This is a genomic window from Acinetobacter legionensis, from assembly GCF_048551735.1.
Taxonomy (GTDB): Bacteria; Pseudomonadota; Gammaproteobacteria; order Pseudomonadales; family Moraxellaceae; genus Acinetobacter.
In genome coordinates this window covers 1-26,062 of the sequence record NZ_JBIMBV010000001.1, presented here as the reverse complement: position 1 = coordinate 26,062, position 26,062 = coordinate 1, and the positions used below count along the sequence as shown (strand labels likewise).

Annotated in this window: 17 protein-coding genes; 6 read left to right on the top strand and 11 right to left on the bottom strand. The window is 38.8% G+C overall.

The window, feature by feature from the left end; genetic code table 11:
- Positions 1-20 precede the first annotated feature (20 nt).
- Positions 21-1,604 (bottom strand): TerC family protein, encoded by a 1,584-nt coding sequence (locus ACG9ZL_RS00085; RefSeq protein ID WP_419328017.1) that lies wholly within the window; start codon positions 1,602-1,604, stop codon positions 21-23.
- A 373-nt stretch (positions 1,605-1,977) separates the two neighbouring features.
- Between ACG9ZL_RS00085 and ACG9ZL_RS00080 the strand changes: the two genes are divergently transcribed.
- The gene (locus ACG9ZL_RS00080) at positions 1,978-2,610 is read left to right on the top strand and encodes an LOG family protein (protein ID WP_336953619.1); all 633 of its coding nucleotides are present in this window, start codon (positions 1,978-1,980) and stop codon (positions 2,608-2,610) included.
- Positions 2,611-2,721: 111 nt separating this feature from the next.
- Here ACG9ZL_RS00080 and ACG9ZL_RS00075 read toward each other — a convergent pair whose 3' ends face one another.
- A complete protein-coding gene (locus ACG9ZL_RS00075; RefSeq protein WP_151801796.1) occupies positions 2,722-3,075 on the bottom strand; it encodes a GlpM family protein in 354 nt (117 codons plus the stop codon).
- 100 nt (positions 3,076-3,175) lie between these two features.
- On the bottom strand, positions 3,176-3,940 hold the full coding sequence (locus tag ACG9ZL_RS00070; protein ID WP_419358672.1) for a hypothetical protein: 765 nt from the start codon (positions 3,938-3,940) through the stop codon (positions 3,176-3,178).
- Positions 3,941-4,419: 479 nt separating this feature from the next.
- Here ACG9ZL_RS00070 and uvrA point away from each other — a divergent pair, with 479 nt between their 5' ends.
- On the top strand, positions 4,420-7,251 hold the full coding sequence (uvrA, locus tag ACG9ZL_RS00065; RefSeq protein WP_419358670.1) for an excinuclease ABC subunit UvrA: 2,832 nt from the start codon (positions 4,420-4,422) through the stop codon (positions 7,249-7,251).
- A gap of 253 nt (positions 7,252-7,504) precedes the next feature.
- Positions 7,505-8,074, top strand: coding sequence for a hypothetical protein (locus ACG9ZL_RS00060; RefSeq protein ID WP_419358668.1), 570 nt, complete (start codon positions 7,505-7,507; stop codon positions 8,072-8,074).
- 176 nt (positions 8,075-8,250) lie between these two features.
- On the opposite strand, the gene ACG9ZL_RS00055 is transcribed toward ACG9ZL_RS00060, so the two are convergent.
- Positions 8,251-9,963 carry a GGDEF domain-containing protein gene (locus tag ACG9ZL_RS00055; protein ID WP_419328020.1) on the bottom strand — a complete coding sequence of 571 codons (1,713 nt, stop codon included), beginning with the start codon at positions 9,961-9,963 and terminating at the stop codon, positions 8,251-8,253.
- 286 nt (positions 9,964-10,249) lie between these two features.
- A complete protein-coding gene (gene blaOXA, locus ACG9ZL_RS00050; RefSeq protein ID WP_419358666.1) occupies positions 10,250-11,095 on the bottom strand; it encodes a class D beta-lactamase in 846 nt (281 codons plus the stop codon).
- Positions 11,096-11,971: 876 nt separating this feature from the next.
- On the opposite strand from blaOXA, the gene omp33-36 reads away from it, so the two are divergent.
- Entirely contained in the window at positions 11,972-12,856 is an 885-nt protein-coding gene (gene omp33-36 / locus ACG9ZL_RS00045) for a porin Omp33-36 (RefSeq protein WP_336953613.1), read from the top strand.
- Positions 12,857-12,930: 74 nt separating this feature from the next.
- Here the strand turns inward: omp33-36 and ACG9ZL_RS00040 are convergent, their stop codons facing one another.
- The 4 genes from ACG9ZL_RS00040 to ACG9ZL_RS00025 form a co-directional block, all read right to left on the bottom strand.
- Positions 12,931-14,898, bottom strand: a complete 1,968-nt coding sequence (locus tag ACG9ZL_RS00040) for a glycine betaine transporter (protein ID WP_336953612.1) — start codon at positions 14,896-14,898, stop codon at positions 12,931-12,933.
- Positions 14,899-15,065: 167 nt separating this feature from the next.
- A complete protein-coding gene (locus ACG9ZL_RS00035; RefSeq protein WP_336953611.1) occupies positions 15,066-15,746 on the bottom strand; it encodes an ion channel in 681 nt (226 codons plus the stop codon).
- 218 nt (positions 15,747-15,964) lie between these two features.
- The gene (locus tag ACG9ZL_RS00030; protein ID WP_336953610.1) at positions 15,965-17,680 is read right to left on the bottom strand and encodes a cation acetate symporter; all 1,716 of its coding nucleotides are present in this window, start codon (positions 17,678-17,680) and stop codon (positions 15,965-15,967) included.
- A gap of 1 nt (position 17,681) precedes the next feature.
- A complete protein-coding gene (locus ACG9ZL_RS00025; RefSeq protein ID WP_336953609.1) occupies positions 17,682-18,014 on the bottom strand; it encodes a DUF485 domain-containing protein in 333 nt (110 codons plus the stop codon).
- 185 nt (positions 18,015-18,199) lie between these two features.
- Here ACG9ZL_RS00025 and ACG9ZL_RS00020 point away from each other — a divergent pair, with 185 nt between their 5' ends.
- Both ACG9ZL_RS00020 and ACG9ZL_RS00015 read left to right on the top strand, forming a co-directional pair.
- On the top strand, positions 18,200-21,691 hold the full coding sequence (locus tag ACG9ZL_RS00020; RefSeq protein ID WP_336953608.1) for a PAS domain-containing hybrid sensor histidine kinase/response regulator: 3,492 nt from the start codon (positions 18,200-18,202) through the stop codon (positions 21,689-21,691).
- Positions 21,692-22,132: 441 nt separating this feature from the next.
- Positions 22,133-22,900 carry a hypothetical protein gene (locus ACG9ZL_RS00015; protein WP_034612732.1) on the top strand — a complete coding sequence of 256 codons (768 nt, stop codon included), beginning with the start codon at positions 22,133-22,135 and terminating at the stop codon, positions 22,898-22,900.
- A gap of 84 nt (positions 22,901-22,984) precedes the next feature.
- Here ACG9ZL_RS00015 and ACG9ZL_RS00010 read toward each other — a convergent pair whose 3' ends face one another.
- Both ACG9ZL_RS00010 and ACG9ZL_RS00005 read right to left on the bottom strand, forming a co-directional pair.
- Positions 22,985-24,229 (bottom strand): esterase-like activity of phytase family protein, encoded by a 1,245-nt coding sequence (locus ACG9ZL_RS00010; protein ID WP_419328024.1) that lies wholly within the window; start codon positions 24,227-24,229, stop codon positions 22,985-22,987.
- 166 nt (positions 24,230-24,395) lie between these two features.
- The gene (locus tag ACG9ZL_RS00005; RefSeq protein WP_419358662.1) at positions 24,396-25,538 is read right to left on the bottom strand and encodes a PQQ-dependent sugar dehydrogenase; all 1,143 of its coding nucleotides are present in this window, start codon (positions 25,536-25,538) and stop codon (positions 24,396-24,398) included.
- Positions 25,539-26,062: the final 524 nt, after the last annotated feature.

Genomic DNA, 26,062 nt, shown 5'->3' with positions numbered 1-26,062 from the left:
GCTTGTTTAGAAGGTATCCATTAGGGTTCAGCATCTTTAGATTTGGTTAATGCTACAATATGCACCTTCTCAATCTTATGCCCATCCATCGTTACCACTTCAAACTCATAACCATCAACTTGAAGTTTCTGACCATTTTCAGGCAAACGTCCGAGATGGAACAAGATGTAACCAGAAAGGGTTGAGTATTGTTCCGACTCATCGACTAAATCACGACCTAACAGCAAAGAAACATGACGAATATCAGTTGAACCTTCAAGGATCAACGAACCGTCTTCAAGACTTTCCGCAGCAGCTTCTAGTTCATCTTCATCGGGGAACTCCCCAGCGATTGCTTCAAGTACATCAATCGGTGTTGCAATCCCTTCAATTGACCCATATTCATTTAATACAATCGCCATTTGTAAAGGTGCCTGACGAAGTTGTTCCATCACCATCAACACTTGCGCATTTTCATGCACAATCACAGGCTCGCGTAAGTGTTTTTCAAAATTTAAAACACCCGTTTCGATATAATCATTTAAAACTTTATGGGTTAAAACAATACCCGCAATATTATCCAATTCACCATGGGCCAAAATTAAACGAGAATGTGACATTGCCATCAAATTTTCTTTAATGCTGGCTTCGTCTTCATCCAAATCTAACCATTCTAATTCAGGGCGCGGTGTCATGACCGATTTTACTGGACGTTCTGATAGTCCCAAGACCCCTTGAACCATAACACTATGGTAAGCACCATTTTCATCATCAAAAATTTCATCTGCCAATGCTTGTGTTGCGATCACATCATCCGCTTTACCATTTTGACTATCGGCACTTTTTCCGCCTAACATTTTCAATACTGCTGAAGCTGTACGGAAACGCAAGTCGGTCGTTGTCACCATTTTCTCTTGGTTTTTACGCATGGTTTGGTTCATAAACTCGATCAGCACAGAAAAACCAATCGCTGCATATAAGTAACCTTTTGGAATGTGATAACCAAAACCTTCAACGATCAATGAGAAACCAATCATCATCAAAAAGCCAAGACATAGAATCACTACTGTCGGGTGCTTATTGACAAAGTCCATCAAGGCTTTTGATGCCCACAGCATAATAGCTACAGCAATCACCACAGCAATCATCATCACTGAAAGTTCTTTCACCATTCCCACAGCGGTGATCACACTATCGAGGGAGAATACTGCATCTAAAACAACAATTTGGACAATGACCATCCAAAATACAGCATGAACAGGATTTTCTTCTTTAAGATCCTGACCACCTTCAAGGCGTTCATGTAGTTCCATTGTGCCTTTGAACAATAAGAACACACCACCAAACAGCAAGATCAAATCACGCCCAGAAAAAGCATGCTCAAAGAGATGGAATAATGGTTCGGTTAATGTCACCACCCATGCAATGGATGCCAGTAACACCATTCGCATACAGAGGGCAAGTAAAAGCCCAATAATCCTTGCTTTATCACGTTGTTCAGGCGGAAGTTTTTCTGCCAAAATTGCAATAAACACAAGGTTATCAATACCTAAAACGATTTCTAAAACAACTAAAGTTGCAAGACCAATCCATGCTGAAGGATCAGACATCCACTCAAGTATCATTGATCTTGCTCCATTGAAAATGTGCAATAGCTATTTTCAGCATGTGAGAACTGTAAATTTTGGAATTGATAAGAAAACTTTAGTGTATTTTGAACTATTATTTTATCTAAAGATTGTGCATTTTCGGAGCGACTACAACCACTACCCATGATGATTCATTTGTTGATAAATAAGCGTTAATTATAGGCAATCCAGATAGGAATTTCATCTCATTTATCAGGATTTTTACTGATTTATCTAAAATTAAATACAAAATCAAAGTGATACAAATCATTGCAAAAGCGCCGATAATACAACATGTTTTTGTCACATTTCTTACTTAAAGTAGTAGAAATGTATAAGAACATGATAAGTTAAGGTGAAAAAATAAATTATGAATAGTGTATTGCCTGTAATGATGAATAAACCTTTCGAATTAGATCAACAACAACATAAAGCCACACAATGTTTAATCGCACTCTATTGTGGTTCCCGACCCGGAAATAACCCCACCTATCGAGAAAAAGCCATCCAACTTGCCCAAGGTATCGCAGAACAAGGTTTTGGGATCGTCTATGGCGGTGCAAGTATTGGCTTAATGGGCCAAGTTGCAGATACGGTCACGGAACATGGTGGTGATGTTGTGGGTGTTATTCCCGAATTTATGCTGGATTATGAAATTGCCCATAACCAATTAACAGAATTACATATTGTACAAAACATGCATGAACGTAAGGCTATGATGGCTGAACGCGCGAGTGCTTTTGTCGCTCTACCAGGTGGCTTTGGTACCTTTGAAGAAATTCTAGAAGTCGCGACATGGGGACAATTGAATCAACATCAAAAACCGATGATGTTATATAACGTCAATGGTTTCTATGACCATTTGATTGCGCAATTAGACCATGCTGTTATTGAAGGCTTTTTACCGCCTCAACATCGGGCAAAACTGATTGTGTGTAATCATGCAGATGAAATTTACAATGCCATTAAGAACCTAGAAAGCCCAAAACAGTTTATTGTTTAAATATCTCATTATTAAAATTCATCCCTAAAAAATGAGCCTTGATCAAAGGCTCATGAACTTTACAATCAACTCAAAAGTATTCATTGCAACTCTTTTTCTTGATTCAATAAATCATAAAACCGATCCATTCTGAAATAATTGCCATGCATAAATCAACACAGCAGCAGCTACAATCCAGCATAACGTTGCAATCCCTAAACAAGACCACATCGAAAGCTTAGTTGCCAGTAAATAAACCATGAACAAATAAATGAAATACGGTATCAACGACCACAGCCCGAATAAGGCTGTTTGCTTTAAGGCTTCAGCACCTTTTTCCTGCGCCACAATCACATGTGCGATCAATGCAAATGTTGGAAAAAGTGGAACTAAACCTGCAATATAAAATGCCTTACTTTTTGAAAGAATTGAAATCAACAAAACCACTGCTGCACCCAGAATACATTTCAAAAATAAAGACAACATCTAAAATTACTCGAACACATGATCAGTGCAAGAGTTTACGCCAAGCATGTAAATTTGAAATCTAAAATATTAGAAATTTAATGCGCTATAAGTTAAACCTTTAAAAAGCGCGTTTTAATTTGCCTCGGTTAATAAACGCAACCAAACCCATGACAATCGCCATCACAATAAAAAAGATAAATTTTAGCTCACCTCTACTCAAGTGCATCTCAGATTTATTCACTTCCGCTTGAGTAAAATCGGCTGGTACTGGAGGCAAAGGTGAGGCATAAGTAGCTTGAATATTTTTAAAATTTAATTCACTGAGTTCAGCAGGCTTTTCACCTTTGCCCACCAAAACATAAGCCGCAACAATATCAAAATCCAAAGGATTTTGAATGCCAAATTTCACTTTGATGGGTTCATAAGTGTTGTATTCAGGGATCCAGTCATTCACTTGACTATAAATACGAATGCTATCAGTTTTTTCCAATATCGGATCTGTAATCAGCTGTTCTGAAGTATCTTCAATGAATGTGTTTAAGCCTTTGAATTGCTTGAGTGAATATTGATTGGTTTGCGTCAAATTTTCTGCGATCAGTGTTTGATATACAGCATGCTCACTGGGATTGGCTTTATTTAACAGGCCATGATTGTCCATAACAAACTCAACTTTTGCAGTAAGTCCTGGATAATTTTGTCGTCCAACCAAATAAACCGCTGTCCAAATCTGATCCCCCGCTTGTACATCTTCTAATTCTAATTCGTACAATTGATTGGGTTTTAAATTGAACGCTTGATCAAATAAAACTTGTGAAGTCTCGCCAGCCAAGACATTGCAAGAAAATGCAAAACAAACAACTGATATAATTTTTCGTATATTCATTTTCAAGCCCTCCACAAGTGCGATAGCTATCACACATTTTACAATAAAAACAATAGTTAATCACAGAACGTTTGTCTAACAATTCTCTTTTTTAGATAAGTGGTTCTTGATTACATCACATGACCAATCTTAAAGCTGATCTGGTTTATTCGTTCTAACTTATGCAATATCGAAATAAGTATTCAGAAATCAGCACAGCATCAAAAAACTGACTGCATATCTCATTTTTCTTCAATGACTTATTTTAAATAAATTATAGCTTTGATTTTAAATTAGCTGAATGCGACCCTAAAAATTATTGAAAACTATCATAAACATATGAATATTATTATTTTATTCAAAAACTCAAACTCCATCACAGTTTTAAATGGTCAGTTACATGACACAATTTGTCGTTTAAAAACTATTTTTTACAGCTTGAACAAAATTAAATCGCTATCATATACCCCTTTAATTCGCATAATTTCGAGAAAGCTTTTATGAGTCAAAGTCATATCCGTATTCGAGGCGCACGTACCCATAATTTAAAAAATGTGTCACTCGATATTCCACGTGACAAGTTTGTGGTCATCACAGGACTCTCAGGCTCAGGGAAATCATCTCTGGCTTTCGATACCTTATATGCTGAGGGTCAGCGCCGTTATGTCGAATCTTTATCTGCGTATGCACGTCAGTTTCTTTCACAAATGGAAAAGCCTGAAGTTGATTCAATTGAAGGTTTAAGCCCTGCGATTGCGATTGAACAGAAATCTACCAGCCATAACCCCCGTTCAACCGTAGGAACCATTACTGAAATCTACGACTATTTACGTTTACTGTATGCGCGTGTTGGCACACCCTACTGCCCAGAGCATGACTTGCCGATGGTTGCACAGACTGTTTCTGAAATGGTCGATGCCGTGAAAGGACTGGAGGAAGGCACAGCATTGATGCTCCTTGCTCCAGTTGTTCGTGAGCGTAAAGGTGAATACAGCAATCTGTTTGAGCAATTACAGAGCCAAGGTTTTGTCCGCGCGCGCGTGGATGGTGAAGTGATTGATATCGATACACCACCAGAACTTGATAAAAAGAAAAAGCACACCATTGAAGTTGTGATTGACCGTTTTAAAGTCCGTGATGATTTAGGTAACCGAATTGCCGAAAGCTTTGAAACAGCATTACGTTTAGGCAGTGATCTGGCGATTTTATCGTGGATGGGTGGTGAACATCCTGACCGTGTATTTTCAGCAAAACATTCCTGCCCTGAATGCGACCGTGCTGTTGCTGAACTAGAGCCACGTCTGTTCTCGTTCAATAACCCATTTGGTGCATGCCCTGTCTGTGACGGTTTAGGTACCCGTAGTCATTTCAGTGCTGAAAAACTGATTCCAAGCCCAGATGTTTCTATTAGCCAAGGTGCAATCCGTGGCTGGGACAGACAACGTCCATACTATTACAGCATGATTCAGAAAGTTGCAGATCATTTTGGGTTTTCTTTAGACACCCCTTGGAATGAACTCGATGCTGATACGAAAAAGAAATTTCTCTATGGTACAGGCAAAGAAAAAATTGATCTTAGTTATATCGATGAGCGTGGTCGTAAACATAATCGGGTACAACCTTTTGAAGGAATTTTGCCTCATTTAGAACGTCGTTATCGTGAAACTGAATCTAATTATGTCCGTGATGATCTGGCGCAGTATTTATCTAATGCCGCTTGTGATGCTTGTGGCGGTTCACGTTTAAATGAAATTTCACGTCATGTCCGTGTTAAAGATAAAACTATTGCCCAAATTACCAAAATGTCGATTGGGGATGCTGAAAGCTACTATCAAGATTTAAATCTTGAAGGTGCCAAAGGTGAAATTGCCGATAAAATTTTTAAAGAAATTCGCGAGCGTTTGCACTTCCTTGTATCAGTCGGTTTGAACTATTTAAGTCTGTCTCGCTCTGCTGAAACACTTTCAGGTGGGGAAGCACAACGTATCCGCCTAGCCTCACAAATTGGTGCTGGTCTAATGGGGGTAATGTACGTTTTAGATGAGCCATCCATTGGTTTACATCAACGTGATAATGATCGTTTATTGGAAACACTAGTTCGTTTGCGTGATCTTGGTAATACGGTTTTAGTGGTTGAACATGATGAAGATGCAATCCGTGCAGCTGACCATATTATTGATATCGGTCCAGGCGCTGGTGTACATGGCGGTCATATCATTGCCGAAGGCACCTATGATGAACTCGCAGCCAATGAGAACTCACTAACAGGAAAATACCTATCTGGTAAGTTAAAAATTGCTGTACCCAAAGAGCGTGTTAAACCACCGAAACCTGAAGAACAAATTAAACTGATGGGTGCATCTGGGCATAACTTACAAAATGTTGATTTGACGATTCCTTTAGGTGTGATGACTTGTGTGACTGGTGTTTCAGGTTCAGGTAAATCCACCTTAATTAACCGTACCCTATTACCACTTGCAGCGACGCAATTAAATGGTGCAACCACCTTAACTGCTGAAAAGTTTGATTCGATTGATGGCTTACAGTTCCTTGATAAAGTGGTAGACATTGACCAAAGTCCGATTGGACGTACTCCACGTTCCAACCCAGCGACGTATACCGGTTTGTTTACCCCGATTCGTGAATTGTTTGCACAAACCCCTGAAGCCAAAGCCCGTGGTTATGCTGCAGGTCGTTTCTCGTTTAACGTTAAAGGTGGACGCTGTGAGGTGTGTGAGGGGGATGGTATGATCAAAGTTGCCATGCACTTCTTACCCGATATGTATGTGCCTTGTGACAACTGTCATGGTCAGCGTTATAACCGCGAAACCTTGGAAGTTGGTTATAAAGGCAAGAATATTTCTGACGTATTGGAAATGACAGTCGAAGATGCGATGCATTTCTTTGATGCAATCCCAGTGATTCACCGTCGTTTGGAAACATTAAACCAAGTCGGGCTAGGTTATATCCGCTTAGGTCAGTCTGCAACAACTCTATCGGGTGGTGAAGCGCAACGGGTCAAACTGGCACGTGAGCTGGCAAAACGTGATACAGGTAAAACCTTGTATGTACTGGATGAACCAACCACTGGTTTGCATTTCCACGATATTGCCAAACTGCTCGATATTCTTCATGAACTACGCAATAAAGGAAATACCATTGTGGTGATTGAGCATAATCTCGATGTGATTAAGACGGCGGACTGGGTGATTGATTTAGGCCCTGAAGGTGGCGCAGGTGGTGGTCAGATTATTGCGGAAGGCACCCCAGAACAAGTGGTGAAATCTAAAGTTTCACATACAGCGAAGTTCTTAAAACCGCTGTTGAAGTAATTCACTACATCTTCCACACCCTCCTTTAAATAAGGAGGGTGTTTCCCTCTTTCTCTCACAGGACTTAGGGAGAGATTAATCATCTGAGCTCCAAATTAAATAGCTCATATAATTTTTATAAAACTCAGATTCTCAGCCTTTTTCTTCATATATTTCAATAATCATCTGCGTAATTTGGGGATTTTCTAAAGCAAATTTTGCATTTCTCATTCAAACAAGGCAAGATCAATACATAGCACAGGATATTTTCCTTATGAAGCTTCTTTACTCATGCCTTTTAGTCCCAAGTATCTGTTTGCTCAGCAGTTGTAGCATAAACATTGCAGGTGGTAATGGCAGACCCGACAATCCTTATTTTATAACCACCCAGCCCTTACTGATTAAAAAAATACAGCTTCCTGTGGGCTCTACTTTAACCTACGAAAAACAGGGCTTTAAAACTGGCAGACAAAGTCAGTTAATGAATGAAAGTAAACTACAAGGCATCTCAATACCGAGTGGACAAACCATTACTTGGGGCGGCGTACCCATCAGTACGATCAACAAATTCACCAACTCAGAAATGCGCGGCTTTAGCCTTAAAGCAGAATTTAAGCAGCTTGCTCCCAATCAAAACTCTGGCTTCTCCAAACAATGGCAACGCTGTGGCGATAATCTGGGGATTAGTATTAAAAATACCAATGATTGGTCATTTAATCTAAATAATATTGTCGATGTAGAAAGCTGTAGTGTGCTGTATCAACGTCACTTTCAAGAGAATACAGAACAGCAAAAATTTTTAAATCAATTGTATGCAGAGTTGCTTAAAGTCGGTTCAAAATAATTTAGCGTTATCACCATTGAATGATGATGTTAAATCAATACGTCCAAACTGCTTAATCGTCATCACGAGCCATATGCTCTTGTTCAATACCCACTTCATTTAATCTTTATTTTCAAAGCCTCTCTTAGATGCTTTTATTTTATATTTATATCACTATAGACTGTAAAATCAGCCAATCAGCCCACAACTTTGTTTCGACCTTGTGCTTTGGCCTTAAATAATGATGCATCTGCTCGTGTAAACAATGCTTCCCAACTTTCAGCCCCTGTCGCAACGCCAATACTGACAGAAACATTCAACTGCTCTGTAGACATAGAACTATTAAAACTTAACCTAGATACATCAGCCAAAATACTTTCAGAAATTTGTAATGCCCAATCCCATTGGATGCGATCAATCAAAATTAAAAACTCATCACCACCAAAACGTACAATTAAATCAGATTGCGCAATATTTGCTTTTAAACACCGAGCAATCTCAACAATAACCGAATCACCTAAAATATGTCCAAAGCGATCATTCACATATTTAAAATTATCAATATCCACCATGATCAAGGTCAACTCTTGAAATCGCTCCATTTGTGTCGCAATATTTTTTAAATAAACGTCTAAAGCCAATCGATTTGAAACACCCGTTAAGCTATCGGTGTTGGCACTATTTTGTAATTGAAATTCAAAAGCATCGCGTTGTTTGAGCATTTCTTTTAATTTATCAAGCGCATCGGTTAAGGTATGCACCTCTTTGGTTTGTATCGAAGCATCCCCTAAATAATCACGTTCTTGAACTTGTGATAGTTCCAAAATCATATTTCTTGCATATATCAAAGGTTCAAATAACTTTTTACGTGTATATAACATCGTAAAAACTGCTACCGACAATGACAAAAGAGAAATAAATAGCGTGATAAAAAATTGACGTTGCTCCGATTCCATTCGATGGCGCGCACTTAAGGCATGCGTTTCAAGTAGATATTTTTGTAAATTTACCACCGTGGTAAACTTATCCACGATTGCATCTGTGAGTTGGTTTGCCGTTAAAAAATACGGCTGCTGATTTCTACTCTCTTGCACCAAACGATTTACGATGGGTAAACCTTGGTCAATAAATTGAGTTTTCACCTGACCATATAAATAAAGATACTCAGGGGTTTTTAAAGACTCTATTTGCATGGTATCCATCAAACGCCATAAATATTTAACCTGTTCTTGCGTTTGTAACGAGCGTGCTTTGTTATATTCAGGCAGGGGTTCGGAAAAGCTCAGGGGTGCCATGATGTTAGACGCGACCCGTCCAGATTGATCACGCAAATCAGCCAATATCAGCACAATTGAAGCATAGTCAGTCACATCGCTATTATTCTTTTTTGAATGATTGATTAATTGCTGCAACATGACTCTACAACTGTCCCACGCCCGAAACATTCCCTGAATCACTTGATCCATTTGCACTGAATTACGTTCTTTTAACGGTAAGGCTAAATATGCATCAACTTGTTTACGGGCGATGTTCAAATCATATCTTAACTGAACATTAACTTGATCCGCCAAACTTGTAAACCCTGCTTTGTTTAAGGTCTCGACGGTTAAATTAATCTGCTGATCTACATCCTTACGAAAGTCCTGCAATTCTTTTATTCTATCTGGAAAATTTGCTGTCGAGCTCGACATTGCTTTATTTGTTGGCGCTCTTTCCCGTGAAATTTTATTGGATGTTTCAGCAAAAACTTGCAAGGCTTGAATATTGACTAAAGCTCGATTTGCTCGGCTATACTCTCGATAATTACTGATGATTTGTGGAACAGCAATTAATAAAACAGACAAAATGATGACTGACATGAGGATAAGCAAACGGGTGCTTATTTGTTCTGATCTGAGTTCATGCACCATCACCATGGTCCTGTGGGAAATTATATCGTAATAAAGCTAAAGAAATTTTGTTTATATTATAGAATATATACACATAAACTACTCCACATAATCAAGTTTAATCTACAGCGTTCAGCTCCTTTATATTATCGTTTTAATAGATGAGTAATATTCAAAATTCACATTTTACATATCAATAGAATTTGCATAAAATCAGACTTAGATAGAAATTCTCACGATTTGAAAATATATCTTTTTTATTGCCCAGTTTCCCCCAATAAACTGGGCATTTTTTTATCTACTGCGGTTATCTCAAATAAAAGAATAAACCTAATTTATCCAAGATACTTAATGTCATTTGCTTGCGTTCAGCAGGGTCATCCCCTGTCTGCATATGCATATTTAAAGCAAAAGCGGTGATCTGACCATTCGGCTGCTCCACCCATCCTGTGTACCAACCTACTTGTGGCTCAACATCCATTCCCCAACCACTTTTAGCATAGAGCTTGGAATCACCACGTCTTTCGACATAAAGCATATCTTTGACTTGCTGTTGTACAGTATCATCAAAAGGCAATGTTTTCTTTGCCAATTGATAAGCAAATTTAGCTTCTTGTTCTGGGGTAATTTTCAATGGTCCGACAAGCCAGAAATTATCCACCTGTTGACCAATTTGTGTATTGCCAAAACCAACACGCTTGACTTCTTGACTCATCAAGTCCAAACCAATACGTCGCGCTAGCTCCTGATATACAGGTACAGCTGAAACCTGCATTGCTTCTGCCAAGGTCATATCTTTTTCCCATGTAGGAAAAGATCTTTTTTCCCCGTTCCATTTAAATATTTCAGTATTTGTGGCTTTACCATGTTGCAAGCCAATCAAAGCATTCAACATTTTAAAAGTAGAGGCTGGGATATACGAGGTCTTAGCTCGATTTAAATCATTTCCATAGCGTTTAAGGTGAGTTCCGTCATAGGTCACAAAGACAGCTTGAGTTTGAGCATAATTAAACAATAAAGGGATTTCATTTTTTCTTTGTGATGAAACTGAATCACGCAATTTAAGATCGGAGGCACACCCTGAAAATGCCACGCTAATCAGGAGAATCCATAGACTGGTTTTTATTTTGACTTTAAATATGTGATTACTCATAAAATTTACTTAGGTATCGATTACATCTGAAATAGTGTAGATGAGCCTATAAATTATTTTTTAAATTGAATGTAAGAAAATATTTACATATGCAATGTATTGGTGCATAATGCACCTCATTAGGGCAATTTATTAATATTCCTCAGCAGAATTTATTGATTTGCTCCAGATTTTGGCGAAAAATCCCAGTTTTCTTTGAAAATTGGGATTTTTTTTGGCAAGAATCATGCCAAGCTAATTTATATTTTGCATAATTATGCTCCATATTGGTGCAATATTTTATTCTCTGTTTAATGCATTTTGTTTTGAATCTAAAATAAAAAAAAGCCCAACTTTGGGGAAAGCTGGGCATATAAACTCAAAATTTCAAAAAAATTCATTTAAATAAATGAACTTTATTGACTCATTATCCAAAATATCTTTTACTTTGTAAAACCAATTAAATTGATCGGATATAAATTATTTATCGTTTTTACAAATAAATGAGAATAAAAATACAATTTAAATATAAAATGATTATAAAGTCACAAATTAATTCTAAAATTAAGCAGAATTTAGTGACATTTTCTTGACATTGATCGCAAAATAACCATCGGTAATATCGATTAAAATATACAAATAAACAATAAAACAAATGCATTAATTTAACAATTTGATCTCAGTTTTATATGAAATAAAACTTTTGTCTGAATTTAGTTTGTTGTTCTGATTCAGTTTTTTTCTAGGTTGACGCAAAGCCACTCAGATGTGCGTTTTTTGAACAATGTAAATTTCATGTATCTACTTTGTAAACATTGGCCTTAAACATCATTGACTTAATATCTTGTTACAATACAATGCCGTCTGTTTCACCAATTTCTCCTATTGGAAAAGATTATGAAAAAACTCGGTTTAGCCACTGCTTTATTATTAGCCATGACCGGCGCTCAAGCATACCAATTCGAAATTCAAGGTCAATCAGAGTATATCGATACGACTGAAAATGACAAAGATTTCACTGGTGGTTTGCAAGGTACTTACTACTTCAAAAATGTTGACTCTTCAAAAGGTCCATTGGCTGAAGCGGCGTTCTTAAACCAAGCATCAAATGTTTCTTTAGCATATAACTATGGCGAATTAGACGCTGATGTAGTTGTACATAACTACGGCGCTAAAGCTGAACTTTATGTTCCTACTCCATATGTACCTGCATACGCGAGTGCTTCTTATAGCCACACAATCCTTGACGGTAAAAATGGCTTGTCAAACGATCAAGGCGATCGTTTTGCATTAGAAGTGGGTGCTCTTCCTACTCAAAACTTCTTAGTCGCTGTTGGTTATACTAACGTTGCTGACCAAGTTGCTTTAGATGCATTCAATGTTATGGGTAACGGCGTTGCTAAAGCGACTGCTGAAGCTGCAACAATTGGTGAAGACCAAGACGCAATTACTGCACGTGCTAAATACGTTGGCGGTATTGACGGTACAAATATGTCTTTAGCGTTTGAATCAGGCATTATCTATGGTGATGCAACTGCATACCAGTTCAAAACTGATTTCTATTTGAACCCACAATTAAGCGTTGGTGCTTCTTACGCAGCGTCTAGCTACGAAGGTACGCCTGATTCAGCTTGGGGTGCAAACGTAAACTACTTCATCACTCCTGCTATTGCAGTTGGTGCTAGCTACGTAAATGCAAACTACGAAGCGAATAAAGGTCAAGCAATTTCGTATGTTGGTGATACGCAAACTGTTGGCTTAAACGCTAAATTCCGTTTCTAATTTGCTTAGAAATTGAATCAAAAAAAGGACTCATACGAGTCCTTTTTTATTGCCTTTGCTTTTAAATAAATAACTTAGTTTCTCAATACATTTAAGAAATGTAGATGACGTTCATATTGGTCAATGATGTCTTGAATCAAGTCTTCTTGCGTCCACTCCATCACATCATAATTTTGACCACCTTCTCTTAAAAATATTTCTGCTTGATAAAAATCATCTGTTTCCTGATGTTCTTCATTCATCATAAAGCTTGGCGCAACCATTTTGCGTGCAATCACTTTATAGATAAAATTGAACTCATCATGATGATCCACACTGAGTTGAATACCGTCTTCAGTTTCTTTAATCACCACATTTAAATCACGGCGTTTAAACTCAAAACGAATACTTTCAAAAGCCTTAATCACATCAACCTGAATATAATGTTGTACTTCGGCCAACGTATGCGGATAGTGCATGATTAAGCCTAAACGTTGCTGCCAACTACGTGGATTTTGTACAGCTCTTGGCGTGATTCTTGCCACTTGTAAAGCCTGCATTTTGGTGACATCTAAGCGTAATGCTTTGACTAAGCCCCAACACAACAGCAGCATGATAAAGGTGAACGGTAAGGCACTCATCATGGTAGCCGATTGTAATGCGCCTAACCCACCGACCATTAATAAAATGATCGACAACACCGCCATTAAAACAGTCCAGAACAAGCGTTGCCATATCGGCGAATTTTCTGTTTTCGCAGTGAGATAATCGGTCACCAATGCACCAGAATCCGCAGAGGTAACAAAGAACAAGACCACCAGCAGTGTCGCAATAAGACTAAATACACCTGAAAAAGGCAAATGGGTTAAAAATTCAAACAATGCAACTGATGAATCTTTTTGTACCGCAGAAATTAGCCCAACCTGCCCTTGTTCCATAATACTGAACAAGGCAGCATTGCCAATAAAACCCATCCAGATCAAGGTAAAGCCTGTCGGAATAAGCAGTACACCAACAATAAACTCTCGAATAGTTCGACCTTTTGAAACACGCGCAATAAACATACCAACAAATGGTGACCAAGATATCCACCATGCCCAATACATGATGGTCCAACCACCAATCCAGCCATTCGATTGATAAGCATATAAATTAAAGGTCATGCTAAACAAATTCGAAATATACTGTCCAGCGTTTTGAATGGTTGCTTGTAGGATATAAATACTGGAACTGGCGAGGAATACAAAACCTAGCAATACCAAGGCTAAAATCAGATTCAGTTCAGAGAGACGTTTAATTCCTTTGTCTAATCCTAAGAAAACTGACAATGAAGCCAGCGTACTCACCACAATAATCAAAAAGATTTGGGTGCTAATATTACTTTCCCAGCCAAATAAATAATTTAAGCCAGAGTTAATTTGTGTTACCCCAAACCCTAACGTGGTAGCCACACCAAATACCGTACCAATGGTGGCAAAAGTATCTACCGCATCTCCGATTGGACCATGAATTCGTTGACCAATAATCGGAAATAAACCCGAACGAACTTTGAGTGGCAAGTTATAGCGAAAAGCAAAATAAGCCAGCGTTAAGCCCACAACCGCATAGATAGCCCAAGCATGTAAGCCCCAATGAAAAAAGGTAATTCTCATTGCTTCTTGGGCAGATTCAATAGTTTGTGGATCACCTGTAGGTGGATTGACATAATGCATGACAGGCTCTGCAACACTAAAAAACATCAACCCGATGCCCATACCCGCAGTAAATAGCATGGCAAACCATGACCCATTACTATACTCAGGCTGGCTATGATCTGGTCCAAGCTTGATTTTACCCATGTCAGAAAAGGCAATAAAAATCAGTACAATTAAAAATATTGCGACAGATAAAACATAGAACCAACTAAATGAATCAGTAATCCATCCATTCATCCTTTGGGTAATCAATTCAAAGGCATTTGGTGCAAAGACAACAACGGCTAAAAAAAGCGCAATAATTCCAACAGTGCTCAAGAAAACATTTGGATTGACATTGTCAAACCAAGTGATTTTTTTGGAAGGCATATTTCCCCCAGGTTTTTATACTCAATGGACAGACTTTTTAAAGTCAAAAAAAGGCATTCACAGGTGTGAAAAAAGACGAATCCTGTAGAACAGCGATTGGATTCAGGCCACATTATAATTTAAATTAACATTTTCAACAATTTACTAAATGTAACAAGATCATTAACTCATGATTTTGGTTTGTTTTCAATATATTGCAGGGCAATCATCCGTGAGACGATCAGGGCAAAATACATCACGCCACAGAACATTTGTAACATTGAAATCACCCGCGCAGCAGGTGCAACAGGAATCAAATCAGACAATCCTGTGGCCGATTGCAGACTAAAACTAATGAATAGTAAATCCAGCCAAGATTGGTAGTCTGCAACATGATTTGGGTTTTGAAAGCTCTGTGGAACCATCAATTGACAGATACTGTATAAGAAGGCAAATCCCCATGCGATCAGGGTAAATACCGCACCCGCAGCAAACAACTCATCTTTGGTTAAATAACGATCTGCAAACATATAGCGGATTAGGCCATATGCTGCACAAAAATAAGCGGCTGCTTCAAATGAATGTGCAAAGATTTGCAAAGTAACAGAATGAAAACCGATCAGCATCAGAAAGGACAGTACAAATGCCCCTGTGACAAAGGTTAAGCCCAACAGTGTAAATGTCGGTGTTTGTCGAATCACTTTGGCAATAATCAATAATGCAGAGACACCCAGTAACCAAGTTAAAATTTGATAACTTCTACTGGCATTGGTATAGACAGATAAAACTAAAATAAGCAGTTGGACCAACAATAACCATGCTGACGGTAATTGTTTAAAACCTTTCCAAAATTCGAGCATTGAACGCATATTTTCTGATTCTGATTGTTCTTTTAAACATTCAAATTAACATATTCATTGGGTTTCTTAAATCCTTTCAATTTTTCGTGATCATTCAACTGATCAATCAGCATAAAACAAGCTTAATATGGCTTAAAGGCTGAACCTAGGATGATTGAACTCTGGCTTTGCATCCTCCATAAAAAAACACCTTCGAGAAGGTGTTTTTTAGGCTGATCTCCAATCACTTAGTGATCTGAAGCACCAGAGATACCAATACCTGTTTGTGAACGTACAAACTGTGCATCAAATGCTTTGCGCTCTGCCTCTGCACGTGCAGATTTGTCTGTCACAGAGAACAACCAACAGCAGATGAATGCTAATGGCATTGCAAAGATTGCAGGACCATTGAATGAGTTGATCGGAGTATCAGAGATTTTTAATGTGTCTACCCAAACCGCTTTAGACAAGATAATTAAAGTCACCGCTGTCACTAGACCGACAACACCACCAACAACAGCACCACGTGTAGTCAAGCCTTTCCAGAACATTGAAAGAACCAATACTGGGAAGTTTGCACACGCCGCGACAGAGAATGCTAAACCTACCATGAAGGCAACGTTTTGTTTCTCGAACAAAATACCTAAAATCATCGCAAAGATCGCAAGACCGAGTGTTGCAATCTTCGACATACGTAATTCAGATTCAGGAGTTGTTTGACCCTTTTTCAGTACGTTTGCGTATAAGTCATGTGAAATTGCTGAAGCACCTGACAGTGTCAAACCTGCAACTACCGCAAGAATCGTTGCGAAAGCAACTGCTGAAATAAAGCCCATGAACAGATCGCCACCTACTGCATCTGCAAGGTGTACCGCTGCCATGTTGTTACCGCCAACTAATTCTAGTTTGCCAGTTACAGCCATTTTTGCAACATCAATAAATTGTGGATTGTTTGATACGAAAAGGATCGCACCAAAACCGATAATGAAAGTTAATAAGTAGAAGTAACCAATGAAGCCTGTTGCAACAACTACAGATTTACGCGCTTCTTTGGCATCTTTAACTGTAAAGAAACGCATAAGAATGTGTGGTAAACCTGCTGTACCAAACATGAGTGCTAAACCAAGTGACAAAGCATCGAGTGGGTTTTTCGCCAAACTGCCTGGCCCCATAATTTTGGTTGCATCATCAAGACTGACATCATGTACTTTTGCAAATACATCAATAGACTGTCTGAACATTTCAGAGAAGCTATAACCGACAGAATGCATCACCATGAACGCCATGAATGTTGCACCTGAAAGTAACATCACTGCTTTAATGATCTGTACCCAAGTTGTTGCCAACATGCCACCGAAGATCACATAAGCCATCATCAGAAGGCCAACAATCACAACTGCGATGTTATAGTTCAAACCAAATAACAGTTTGATCAGCTGACCTGCACCCACCATTTGAGCAATCAAATAGAAAGCCACAACAACAAGCGAACTGATTGCTGCAAGTGTACGTACTGGTTTTTCTTCTAAACGGAAAGAAACCACGTCAGACAGGTTATATTTACCTAAGTTACGTAGGCGCTCAGCAACCAAGAACAATACGATTGGCCAGCCAACCATGAAACCCAGTGAATAAAGCAAGCCATCAAAGCCTGAGCTAAACACCAATGCAGAAATACCTAAGAACGATGCAGCAGACATATAGTCGCCTGCAATCGCTAAGCCATTTTGGAAACCTGAGATACCACCACCAGCGGTATAGAAATCTGCGGTATTTGTGGTTTGTTTTGCAGCCCATTTGGTAATGAACAAAGTTAAACCAACAAAAATTGCAAACATAATGATTGCATGCCAGTTGGTTGCTTGCTGTTGAGCTTCACCTAAATCTGGGCCTGCTTGTACAACAGTAGAAAGCAGTGCAGTAGATGCAAGAGCTGCTTTAGTCTTTAAAGAGTTCCATTTCATCTTAGTGCAGTCCTTTTTCGTGGGTGATTGCTTCTACTTCTTTCATTGCATCTGCATTCAGTTGATCCAATTTATTGTTGGCAATATATGAATACACACCACACAAAACGAAAGATAAAACAATAATTCCCAGACCTAAAGGAATCCCCCAAGTAGTTATACCACCACTAAATGAACTCATTAAAAATTCTTTGTTATAGCCTACTAAAAGCATAAAGCCAACATAAACGAACAACATAATTGCAGTTAATGTCCAGCTCAATTTACTTTTTTTAGCAACCATTTCCTTGAATTTTGGATTTTGTAGAATCGCCTCTACCTGTCTCTCATCCATAACCATGCTCCTTGATAAGCGACCAGAACACTGGTTGCTTTTTTTAATATTTTTTTACATGGTCAAAATTAACAATATTGTGGGGTTCTCGTAACTTAGACTTTGGTCGTTAAATTTTGAGCAAAATAAACGAGACAGTTCATGGATGCGTTATTATAGGCGCAGATTTTTATACTGCAGTCCTTATGAACAGTTGGTTAATTATAGGGGTTCTGGCCCTTTACATCCTCATTCTATTCGTTTGTGCTTTCTTTGGTGAGAGGCATGCGAGTCGATTAAGTACGCGCGGCAGGATGCTTCTCTTTAGTCTAACATTGGGCGTGTATTGCTCATCTTGGACGTTTTACGGGGCAACAGGTGCTGCAGTACGTGAAGGGATTATTTTCCTGCCGATTTATTTAGGACCTTTATTATTTGTCTGGCTGGGTTATGACATCTGGCGTCGCTTAGGTCGTGTGCGTCAACATCATGCGATTTCTTCGATTGCCGACTTTGTGGCAGCACGTTATGGTAAAAGTGGAACATTAGCATCCTTAGTCACAATCTTGGCTGTAATCGCCATCATTCCTTACTTAGCACTGCAATTACGCGCCATTGCGCTTAGCGCTTCCGTCATGCTCGATCACAATACCCAAGTAGTTTCCACCACCACCAATGGGGTGCTTGGTCTTACTGCTGTATTAGCGATTTTAGCGATGATGTTTGGAACAAGACAAATCGCCAATACGGAACAACATGGCGGTTTAATGCTTGCTGTCGCTTTTGAATCATTTGTAAAACTATTTGCCCTGCTTTGTGTGGCATTTTTCTTTATTTTTGATCATCCACAAAATATTGTACAAATCTCACAGGATGTGCAAAAGACTTTTCATGAAGTACAACTGTTTGGTGTGCCAGACACCTTCTGGGTTCAAACGTTATTAGCCTCATTGGCAATTATCTGTTTACCCCGTCAGTTTCATGTTGCAGTGGTTGAATTACGCGATGAAAAACATATTCGTGGTGCAAGACGTTGGTTTGCTGCCTATTTGATTCTAACCATTATTGCTATTATTCCAATCGCCAGTTGGGCTCTTCATGCAGCACCCAAATATCTAACTATTCCTGATGTTGCAGTACTCTCATTGCCGATTAGTTATAATCAAGACTGGTTATCGTTACTGGCATTTTTAGGCGGCTTTTCAGCGTCAACTGGTATGCTTTTAGTATCCTCTGTGGCACTGTCCATCATGCTCAGTAATGACTTGATTATGCCTTCTCTATGGAAGTTTGGCATTCTTTCCCGTCATGACAAACGCTTACCACAAGTACTTAAATTTACTCGTCGTGTTTGTATTTTAGCGGTGATGCTACTCGGTTTTTTATTCTTCCACTTCTTTAATGATATTGACCAACTATCCACCTTTGGGCTATTGGCATTTAGTGCGGTTGCACAATTTTCGCCTGCGCTCATTGGCGGTTTATACTGGCGTGGAGGAAGTCGCCAAGGGGTTTATGCAGGTTTAGTCGTTGGCTTCATACTTTGGTCATATACATTATTATTACCCACGATTTTACGTAGCCTACCTGTTGAATATAGCCAATTTGCACATCAATTTTTGATGTTTGGACCTATAAATATTGAATGGTTAAGACCAGAAGCCTTATTTGGCTTTGAATCTTTTGCCCCGCTTACACATGGTGTCATCTGGGCACTTGGCTTAAATATTACCTTATATATTTGGGTCTCTCGTATTTATCGCCCAAGTATTGCTGAACAAATTCAGGCAGAGAGCTTTTTCTACTATGAAACTAAGCCCTTACCTACACAAAACACCTCTACTGATATTAATTACTTACACCATGATGTCGCTAAACTTAAAGTCGGTGATCTGATTGCACTTGCTAAGCGTATTACAGGCGAAGGCCCAGCAACCCACGCATTTCAACAGTTTTGTACTATGAATAATGTGGTGCTCAATGAGAATAGTAGTGCCAATGGGATGTGGTGGCGGTTTACTGAGCAATACCTTGCAGGAACAATCGGTGCAGCCTCAGCACGAACACTACTCACCACAGCCATGGTCAATAATGGCTTGGCTTTAGGTCAAGTGGCAAATATTCTCGACCAAGCTTCACAATGGCAACGTTTTAACCAAAATCTCATCATGACCATGATTGACCACATGACCCAAGGGGTGAGTGTGGTTGATGAAAACATGTGTTTGGTCGCATGGAACAACCAATATTTAAAACTGTTTGATTATCCAAAAGATTTAGTCTATGTCGGTTGTCCCATTGCCGATTTGATTCGTTACAACGCTGAACGTGGCGAATGTGGTCCAGGCTCGGTAGAAGAGCATGTACGTAAACGAATACATTGGATGAAAGTCGGTAGCGCTCATGAATTTGAACGGATTCGTAAAGATGGCCGTGTGATTCAAATGCGTGGTAACCCCATTGAAGGGGGTGGTTTTGTCACAACCTTTGCCGATATTACCGCATTCCGTGAAAATGAAGCGGTACTAGAAGCACGCGTGTCTGATCGTACCCAACAGCTTGCAAATGCCTTATCTGAACAACAACTGGCACGTGAGCAAGCCGACAAAGCTAATATGTCAAAAAGTCGCTTTATTGCAGCAGCTAGTCACGATTTGCTTCAACCAATGCATGCAGCACGCTTATTCAGTACTGCTTTAGAACAAAGCGTACAATCAGATGAAGACCGTAAAACCTTACAGCAGCTTGATCGTGCCTTACATGGTGCCGAGAGCATGTTATCTGCCCTTTTGGATATTGCTCGATTGGAAGGTGGTTCAATCCAACCGAAACGCCAAGCTTATCCGTTGCATGATTTATTGAGTGATTTAGAACTACAATTTAAATCAATCGCCGCACAACGCAATATCCAATTGCATGTCCATGATGCCCAATTCTGGATTGATACCGACCCACAATGGATCCGTCGTATCATCCAAAATTTTGTCAGTAATGCCTTACGTTATACTGCTCGTGGACGTGTGATTGTTGGTGTATTGCGCGCGTCTAATCGTCCAAATCATATCCGTATCGGTGTATGGGATACAGGTCCAGGGATTGCAGAAGAGCAACGCATTAAGTTGTTTCAAGAATTTGAGCGTTGTGGACATACCTCGCCATGGGGTGAACAAGGGCTTGGACTTGGGCTAGCAATCGTGCAACGTATGACCAGTTTGCTTGATTATCCTGTACATGTTTACTCTGAGCTTGGCAAAGGCTCATGCTTTATGATTGATGTGCCAATGGTAGCAGCACCTAAAGTCGTTTCAACACCTATACAAGCGGTACCATTAAAAGCCAAAGCTTATAAAATCTTATGTTTAGACAATGACGATACAATCTTAGAAGGTATGGCAACGCTACTGACCAAATGGGGTTATCAAGTGTTTAAAGCCACTGAACCTGAACAAGCTTTGGAAATTATTCAAAAAGAAAACATTCAAGTCTGGTTGGTTGATCAGCATTTAAATCATGGTAAAATTGGCTTAGATTTTATTGTCGAAAACCGTCAGGAAAATGTTCCGTCAGCACTGATTACTGCAGATTCTGATCCTGAATTACCTGAGCGTGTTAAAGACCTCAACGTGGTGTTGTTGAAGAAACCATTGAAACCTGCTTCTCTACGTGCATGGTTATCTGGCTTGAAGATTTCTAAATAATCTTCCACTACTTTCAACCCATTTCAATTTATTGATCACGTTCTTCTTTAATGTTTTGAAACATTTACAACCTCTAGATCGTTACATTCTAGAGGTTTTGTAACGCAATTTTTTAAGTGGAATAGCAATTTTTTTTAAGCTTTGTGCAAAAGCATTCAAAAAAAAGCAAAACTCGAACCCATTTATTGACTAAAAACTTCAAAGCCTTCTTTTCTATGGCAAATAACATCAAAATAGTAAATATACACTTGTATAGTTAGTTACAATTTTCTATTTATATGATTTTAAAAAATAAAAAAACCTTTTCCCCTCTATCTACAACTTTAGTCGTATTCCTATTGCATCTCAGATAAATCAAAAATTACTTCAAGACAAAATCACGCTCATGTTTAGGAAAACAAAAACAGCGCTTGAATTCAATTTTAAATAGGATTTTTAACCATGAATATTTCAGAAACTGTTCCACATGGGCTACACCAAGCTCAACAATTTCATCGTCAATATGGTGCAAATGCAATCTTGCCTGAAATTGATTGGCAAGATCTTTTTAAACATAGCAAACTCCACGACACACAAATCCAAGCACTCAACACGATTTATCAAGCTGCTGTGCCTTTAGCACTTCAAGTATTTGAGGAATTAAAATTTGATGTGTTTACCCCTGTTGCTTACCATCCTCAAGGCTTAGGTCTATTTGATAAATTAGCGCAACAAGAAGAAAAGCTGGTTCAACGTCTCGAAGATGAATGCGAATGCTTAAATGATGAAGTTCGCCATCAAGTGTGGAGCATGTTACTGCGTGGCGGTGCGGTACTGGTCTTTAAAGCATGGTTAGGTAAAGTAAAAACTGGGGAAAATATCTTAGATATGACCCAATTTGATGAATTATCAGATTTGCTTTTTATCAAAACCTCTCCAACAACATTAGCAGCTCGTTTAAAAATCGATGCACATGCAGATTACGACCATGTTTTCCTGATGTATGGCAATGATGTGTTTCTAGACCGTTTTAATAGCTTAGAAGCAGCTGCGTTATTTGTAGATTTAGGTGTTTATGATGCAGCATTCTTAAGTCTACGTGATGACCGAGTTGCAGATTACCTAAAATCTAAAGGCTATGTCACCCATGAACAAATTGAAGATTTAAAATGTGCTTTAAATCCATTGGGCTGCCCTGATCAAGTTTCTAAACAAGACTGTTTAGCTTAATCCTCATACTTGAATGATGTAGAAAGAAAGCCAGTCAATTGACTGGCTTTGTTAGAGTGAAGCACCAATATATTTTATCGCTTATTAATACAACGCTTTAGGCAATTTAATCTGAATAATTTCATTATCATCCGCACGCTTTGCATTTCGTCCTGATGAACCGGGGAAGTTATTGTCATTTAAAACAGTTAAAGTGTTTTTATTTTCAATAATCACATCTTCAATGGTTTCAAATGGAAAAGCAAAAGTTGTTGCTGTACCAATATCCCCATCTCGCGCTGTACCATATAAATTATTCGGGTTGGCAATATTCATAAGATCAACTAAGTCAGAACGTTTTACCGCTTTACCAGAATCCCCTAATTCAATTTGAATCAGCTTCTTATAACCATCTAACTTGTTTTGACTCGCATCACGCTCAATGATAATGCCAGACTTATCATCAAACATTTGGAAGTCACCAATATTGGTCGCCTTGGCATTCAAGGTAAAATAATAATATCGACCAGTATACGCTTTCTTCTTCACATCAAATTGTGAGATAAGCAACTGTTGTGTGGTCTCGCCTTTTAACGGTTTTTCTAACAAAGGATATAAATATTGACCATCCTTAGACAATGCCATTCCTTCAAAGCCACCACTTTGCAGAACCAAAGGCTCTACATAGTTTAGGTTGGCTTTATTGAATTGATTTTGCGGAGAACGTAATTCCACACCAGCTTTCAATGGATGAGGTAATGCTATCGGTGCATCAAGCAGTATTCCATCTTTATCAAAATGCAGTAAATATGGTCCAAATTCATCACCAATCCAATAGGTACCGTCCGCAGTACGTTGAATCGATTCAGGATCAAAATCTGCCCCGGTAAGCAAACGATCAGTGCTGTTTTGATTAATGATTGTAAATGGAATTAATTTATTGGGATCACGAAGCTGAACAAAGCTCATCACTTGCACTTTTGCAGATCCTGCCGATTTCGTCCGAAAATCAGGTTTTACTTGATAAATACGTAGTAGAAAGTCAGATGAATTGTCTTGTGTACCAAAGCCATTGTCTGCCATGACCATATAAGTGCCATCACCGTTCTTTACAGCACCCGAGAAACCTTGAACTGGCTGACCTTTAAAAGGCGGGAATATGCCATTGGCGCCCTTTACAAAGGTACCTGAGTTTGGGCCAGCTGCATAAGTTTCGACATCAAGTTTGGCAAATGAAACCAAGGTCGGTACGGAGACAGATGATTCAAATGAGAAATCCTTGTCATCATCATTACATGCGGTTAAAGCCAATATGCCTAACGCTAAAACAGAGTAAGCAATTTTTTTCATAAAGGTCTTTTTTATTGATTTAAATGAGCTTTATTAGAAACCAATAGCATGACATTTTGAGGTCATTTCAATGACAATACTGCGTCAGTTTTATAATACGTAGACATGCTTCACTCATCATATAAGCATTAGTCGGCTGAATAATTCCTTAATTTAAATTAATTTTTTACTTAGGCAACAATCTTAATAGCCCCGCACTTTTCCCATCTTCCAAAACCCAAATCGAACCATTATGCGCGGGATGAATATCTCGAATGCGTTGCTGCATGTTCAAACGCTGTACCTCACGAACAGGCTTTGATTCAGTATCAACCACAATAATCGCCTCTGAAGATAACCCACCAATTAAGGCTTTATGATTCCATTTCGGAAATAATTCATCTTGATAAAAGACCAAACTGGAGGGTGATATCACTGGTGTCCAACTGATTTCTGGCGCTTTAAATTCAGGACGTGTCGCATGATCGGGAATGGATTTTCCTGAATAATGATCACCATTGGAAACAATCGGATAACCATAATTTTCGCCCTTCTTAATCAGATTTAACTCATCTCCTCCTTTAGGCCCCATTTCAACCACCCACAATTGATCCTTGGCATCAAAAGCCATACCTAATGGATTACGATGACCCAACGACCATACTTGTTTTGCAATCTCACCTTGTTGAGTAAATGGATGATCTGCAACAACAGTACCATCATCATTCAGTCTTAAAACTTTGCCTAAGTTTGAATTCATATCTTGAGCAGGATCAAATTTCTGGCGTTCACCAGAACTAATCCAGAGCTTACCATCCTTTGCAAAAATCATTCGATGTGCATAATGCCCTTGCCCTGAAACTTTAGGAACTTGTTCCCAAATTCTTTTGATATTGATTATTCGGGGATTTTTCTCTTGAAGATTTAATTCACCACGAATCACAACCGCACCATATCCCCCTTTTCCTGTTTCGGCATAACTTAAATAAATTTGATGATTGTTTGCAAAATCAGGATGTAGAACAATATCGCCTAAGCCCCCTTGCCCACCATAAGCCACTTCGGGAAGCCCTAAAATTTCTATACTTTTCAATGTAGAAGGATCAAACAGTTTTAACTTTCCTCTCCTTTCGGTAATCAGTAAACGACCATCAGCTAACTCAGCCATTGCCCAAGGTTCACCAAATGTCGCTACTTTTTGGACCTGATAGCTCTGGTTAATTAAAGAATTAGCCGTAGTGGTTTGATTATTTTGAGCATTACATGCACTCAACAAGCTACAGCTGAGCAATAGGGGCAAATAGATTAAGCACTGTCGAAAAGCCTTCATTTTAAATTCCCTCAATATTGTTATGACTTATCGATTTATTTTAAACAAAAGTATCCATCTCACCATTTTATATTGGTAACTGAGCGAATTGGGTCTTAATTTTTAATTGGATCATCTTGTAAGCTTTAACCTACAACAATCGCAGTGATTAGCGAATATACTGACCTAGACATTGCGCTTATCATACAAAGCATAAAGAGACAGGAAGTCTCATTGAGAATAAGAAAACACACAGGACGTGAGATTCGACAGGAGTCAAATCTAACACACCAATACGAAGAAAACCCCATCAGGATGATGGGGTTTTCTTTTTGCATTTACAAAAATGTATTAATTTTCAGTTGTTTATGCACTTTAATTCTTGTGCATATTTCTATTTACTTAATATGACTAGATCTCTTTTATTCCGATAATAAGCACTGCGCATAAAAAACACCCCGTTCTCGCTAGAGACCGGGGTGTTTTAGATTTAAAAGCTGGCGATGACTTACTCTCACATGGGTAACCCCACACTACCATCAGCG

Coding starts and splice junctions, on each gene's coding strand:
- ACG9ZL_RS00085 (WP_419328017.1), bottom strand. CDS start 1,604: ATGATACTTGAGTGGATGTCTGATCCTTCAGCATGGATTGGTCTTGCA.
- ACG9ZL_RS00080 (WP_336953619.1), top strand. CDS start 1,978: ATGAATAGTGTATTGCCTGTAATGATGAATAAACCTTTCGAATTAGAT.
- ACG9ZL_RS00075 (WP_151801796.1), bottom strand. CDS start 3,075: ATGTTGTCTTTATTTTTGAAATGTATTCTGGGTGCAGCAGTGGTTTTG.
- ACG9ZL_RS00070 (WP_419358672.1), bottom strand. CDS start 3,940: ATGAATATACGAAAAATTATATCAGTTGTTTGTTTTGCATTTTCTTGC.
- uvrA (WP_419358670.1), top strand. CDS start 4,420: ATGAGTCAAAGTCATATCCGTATTCGAGGCGCACGTACCCATAATTTA.
- ACG9ZL_RS00060 (WP_419358668.1), top strand. CDS start 7,505: ATGAAGCTTCTTTACTCATGCCTTTTAGTCCCAAGTATCTGTTTGCTC.
- ACG9ZL_RS00055 (WP_419328020.1), bottom strand. CDS start 9,963: ATGGTGCATGAACTCAGATCAGAACAAATAAGCACCCGTTTGCTTATC.
- blaOXA (WP_419358666.1), bottom strand. CDS start 11,095: ATGAGTAATCACATATTTAAAGTCAAAATAAAAACCAGTCTATGGATT.
- omp33-36 (WP_336953613.1), top strand. CDS start 11,972: ATGAAAAAACTCGGTTTAGCCACTGCTTTATTATTAGCCATGACCGGC.
- ACG9ZL_RS00040 (WP_336953612.1), bottom strand. CDS start 14,898: ATGCCTTCCAAAAAAATCACTTGGTTTGACAATGTCAATCCAAATGTT.
- ACG9ZL_RS00035 (WP_336953611.1), bottom strand. CDS start 15,746: ATGCGTTCAATGCTCGAATTTTGGAAAGGTTTTAAACAATTACCGTCA.
- ACG9ZL_RS00030 (WP_336953610.1), bottom strand. CDS start 17,680: ATGAAATGGAACTCTTTAAAGACTAAAGCAGCTCTTGCATCTACTGCA.
- ACG9ZL_RS00025 (WP_336953609.1), bottom strand. CDS start 18,014: ATGGATGAGAGACAGGTAGAGGCGATTCTACAAAATCCAAAATTCAAG.
- ACG9ZL_RS00020 (WP_336953608.1), top strand. CDS start 18,200: ATGAACAGTTGGTTAATTATAGGGGTTCTGGCCCTTTACATCCTCATT.
- ACG9ZL_RS00015 (WP_034612732.1), top strand. CDS start 22,133: ATGAATATTTCAGAAACTGTTCCACATGGGCTACACCAAGCTCAACAA.
- ACG9ZL_RS00010 (WP_419328024.1), bottom strand. CDS start 24,229: ATGAAAAAAATTGCTTACTCTGTTTTAGCGTTAGGCATATTGGCTTTA.
- ACG9ZL_RS00005 (WP_419358662.1), bottom strand. CDS start 25,538: ATGAAGGCTTTTCGACAGTGCTTAATCTATTTGCCCCTATTGCTCAGC.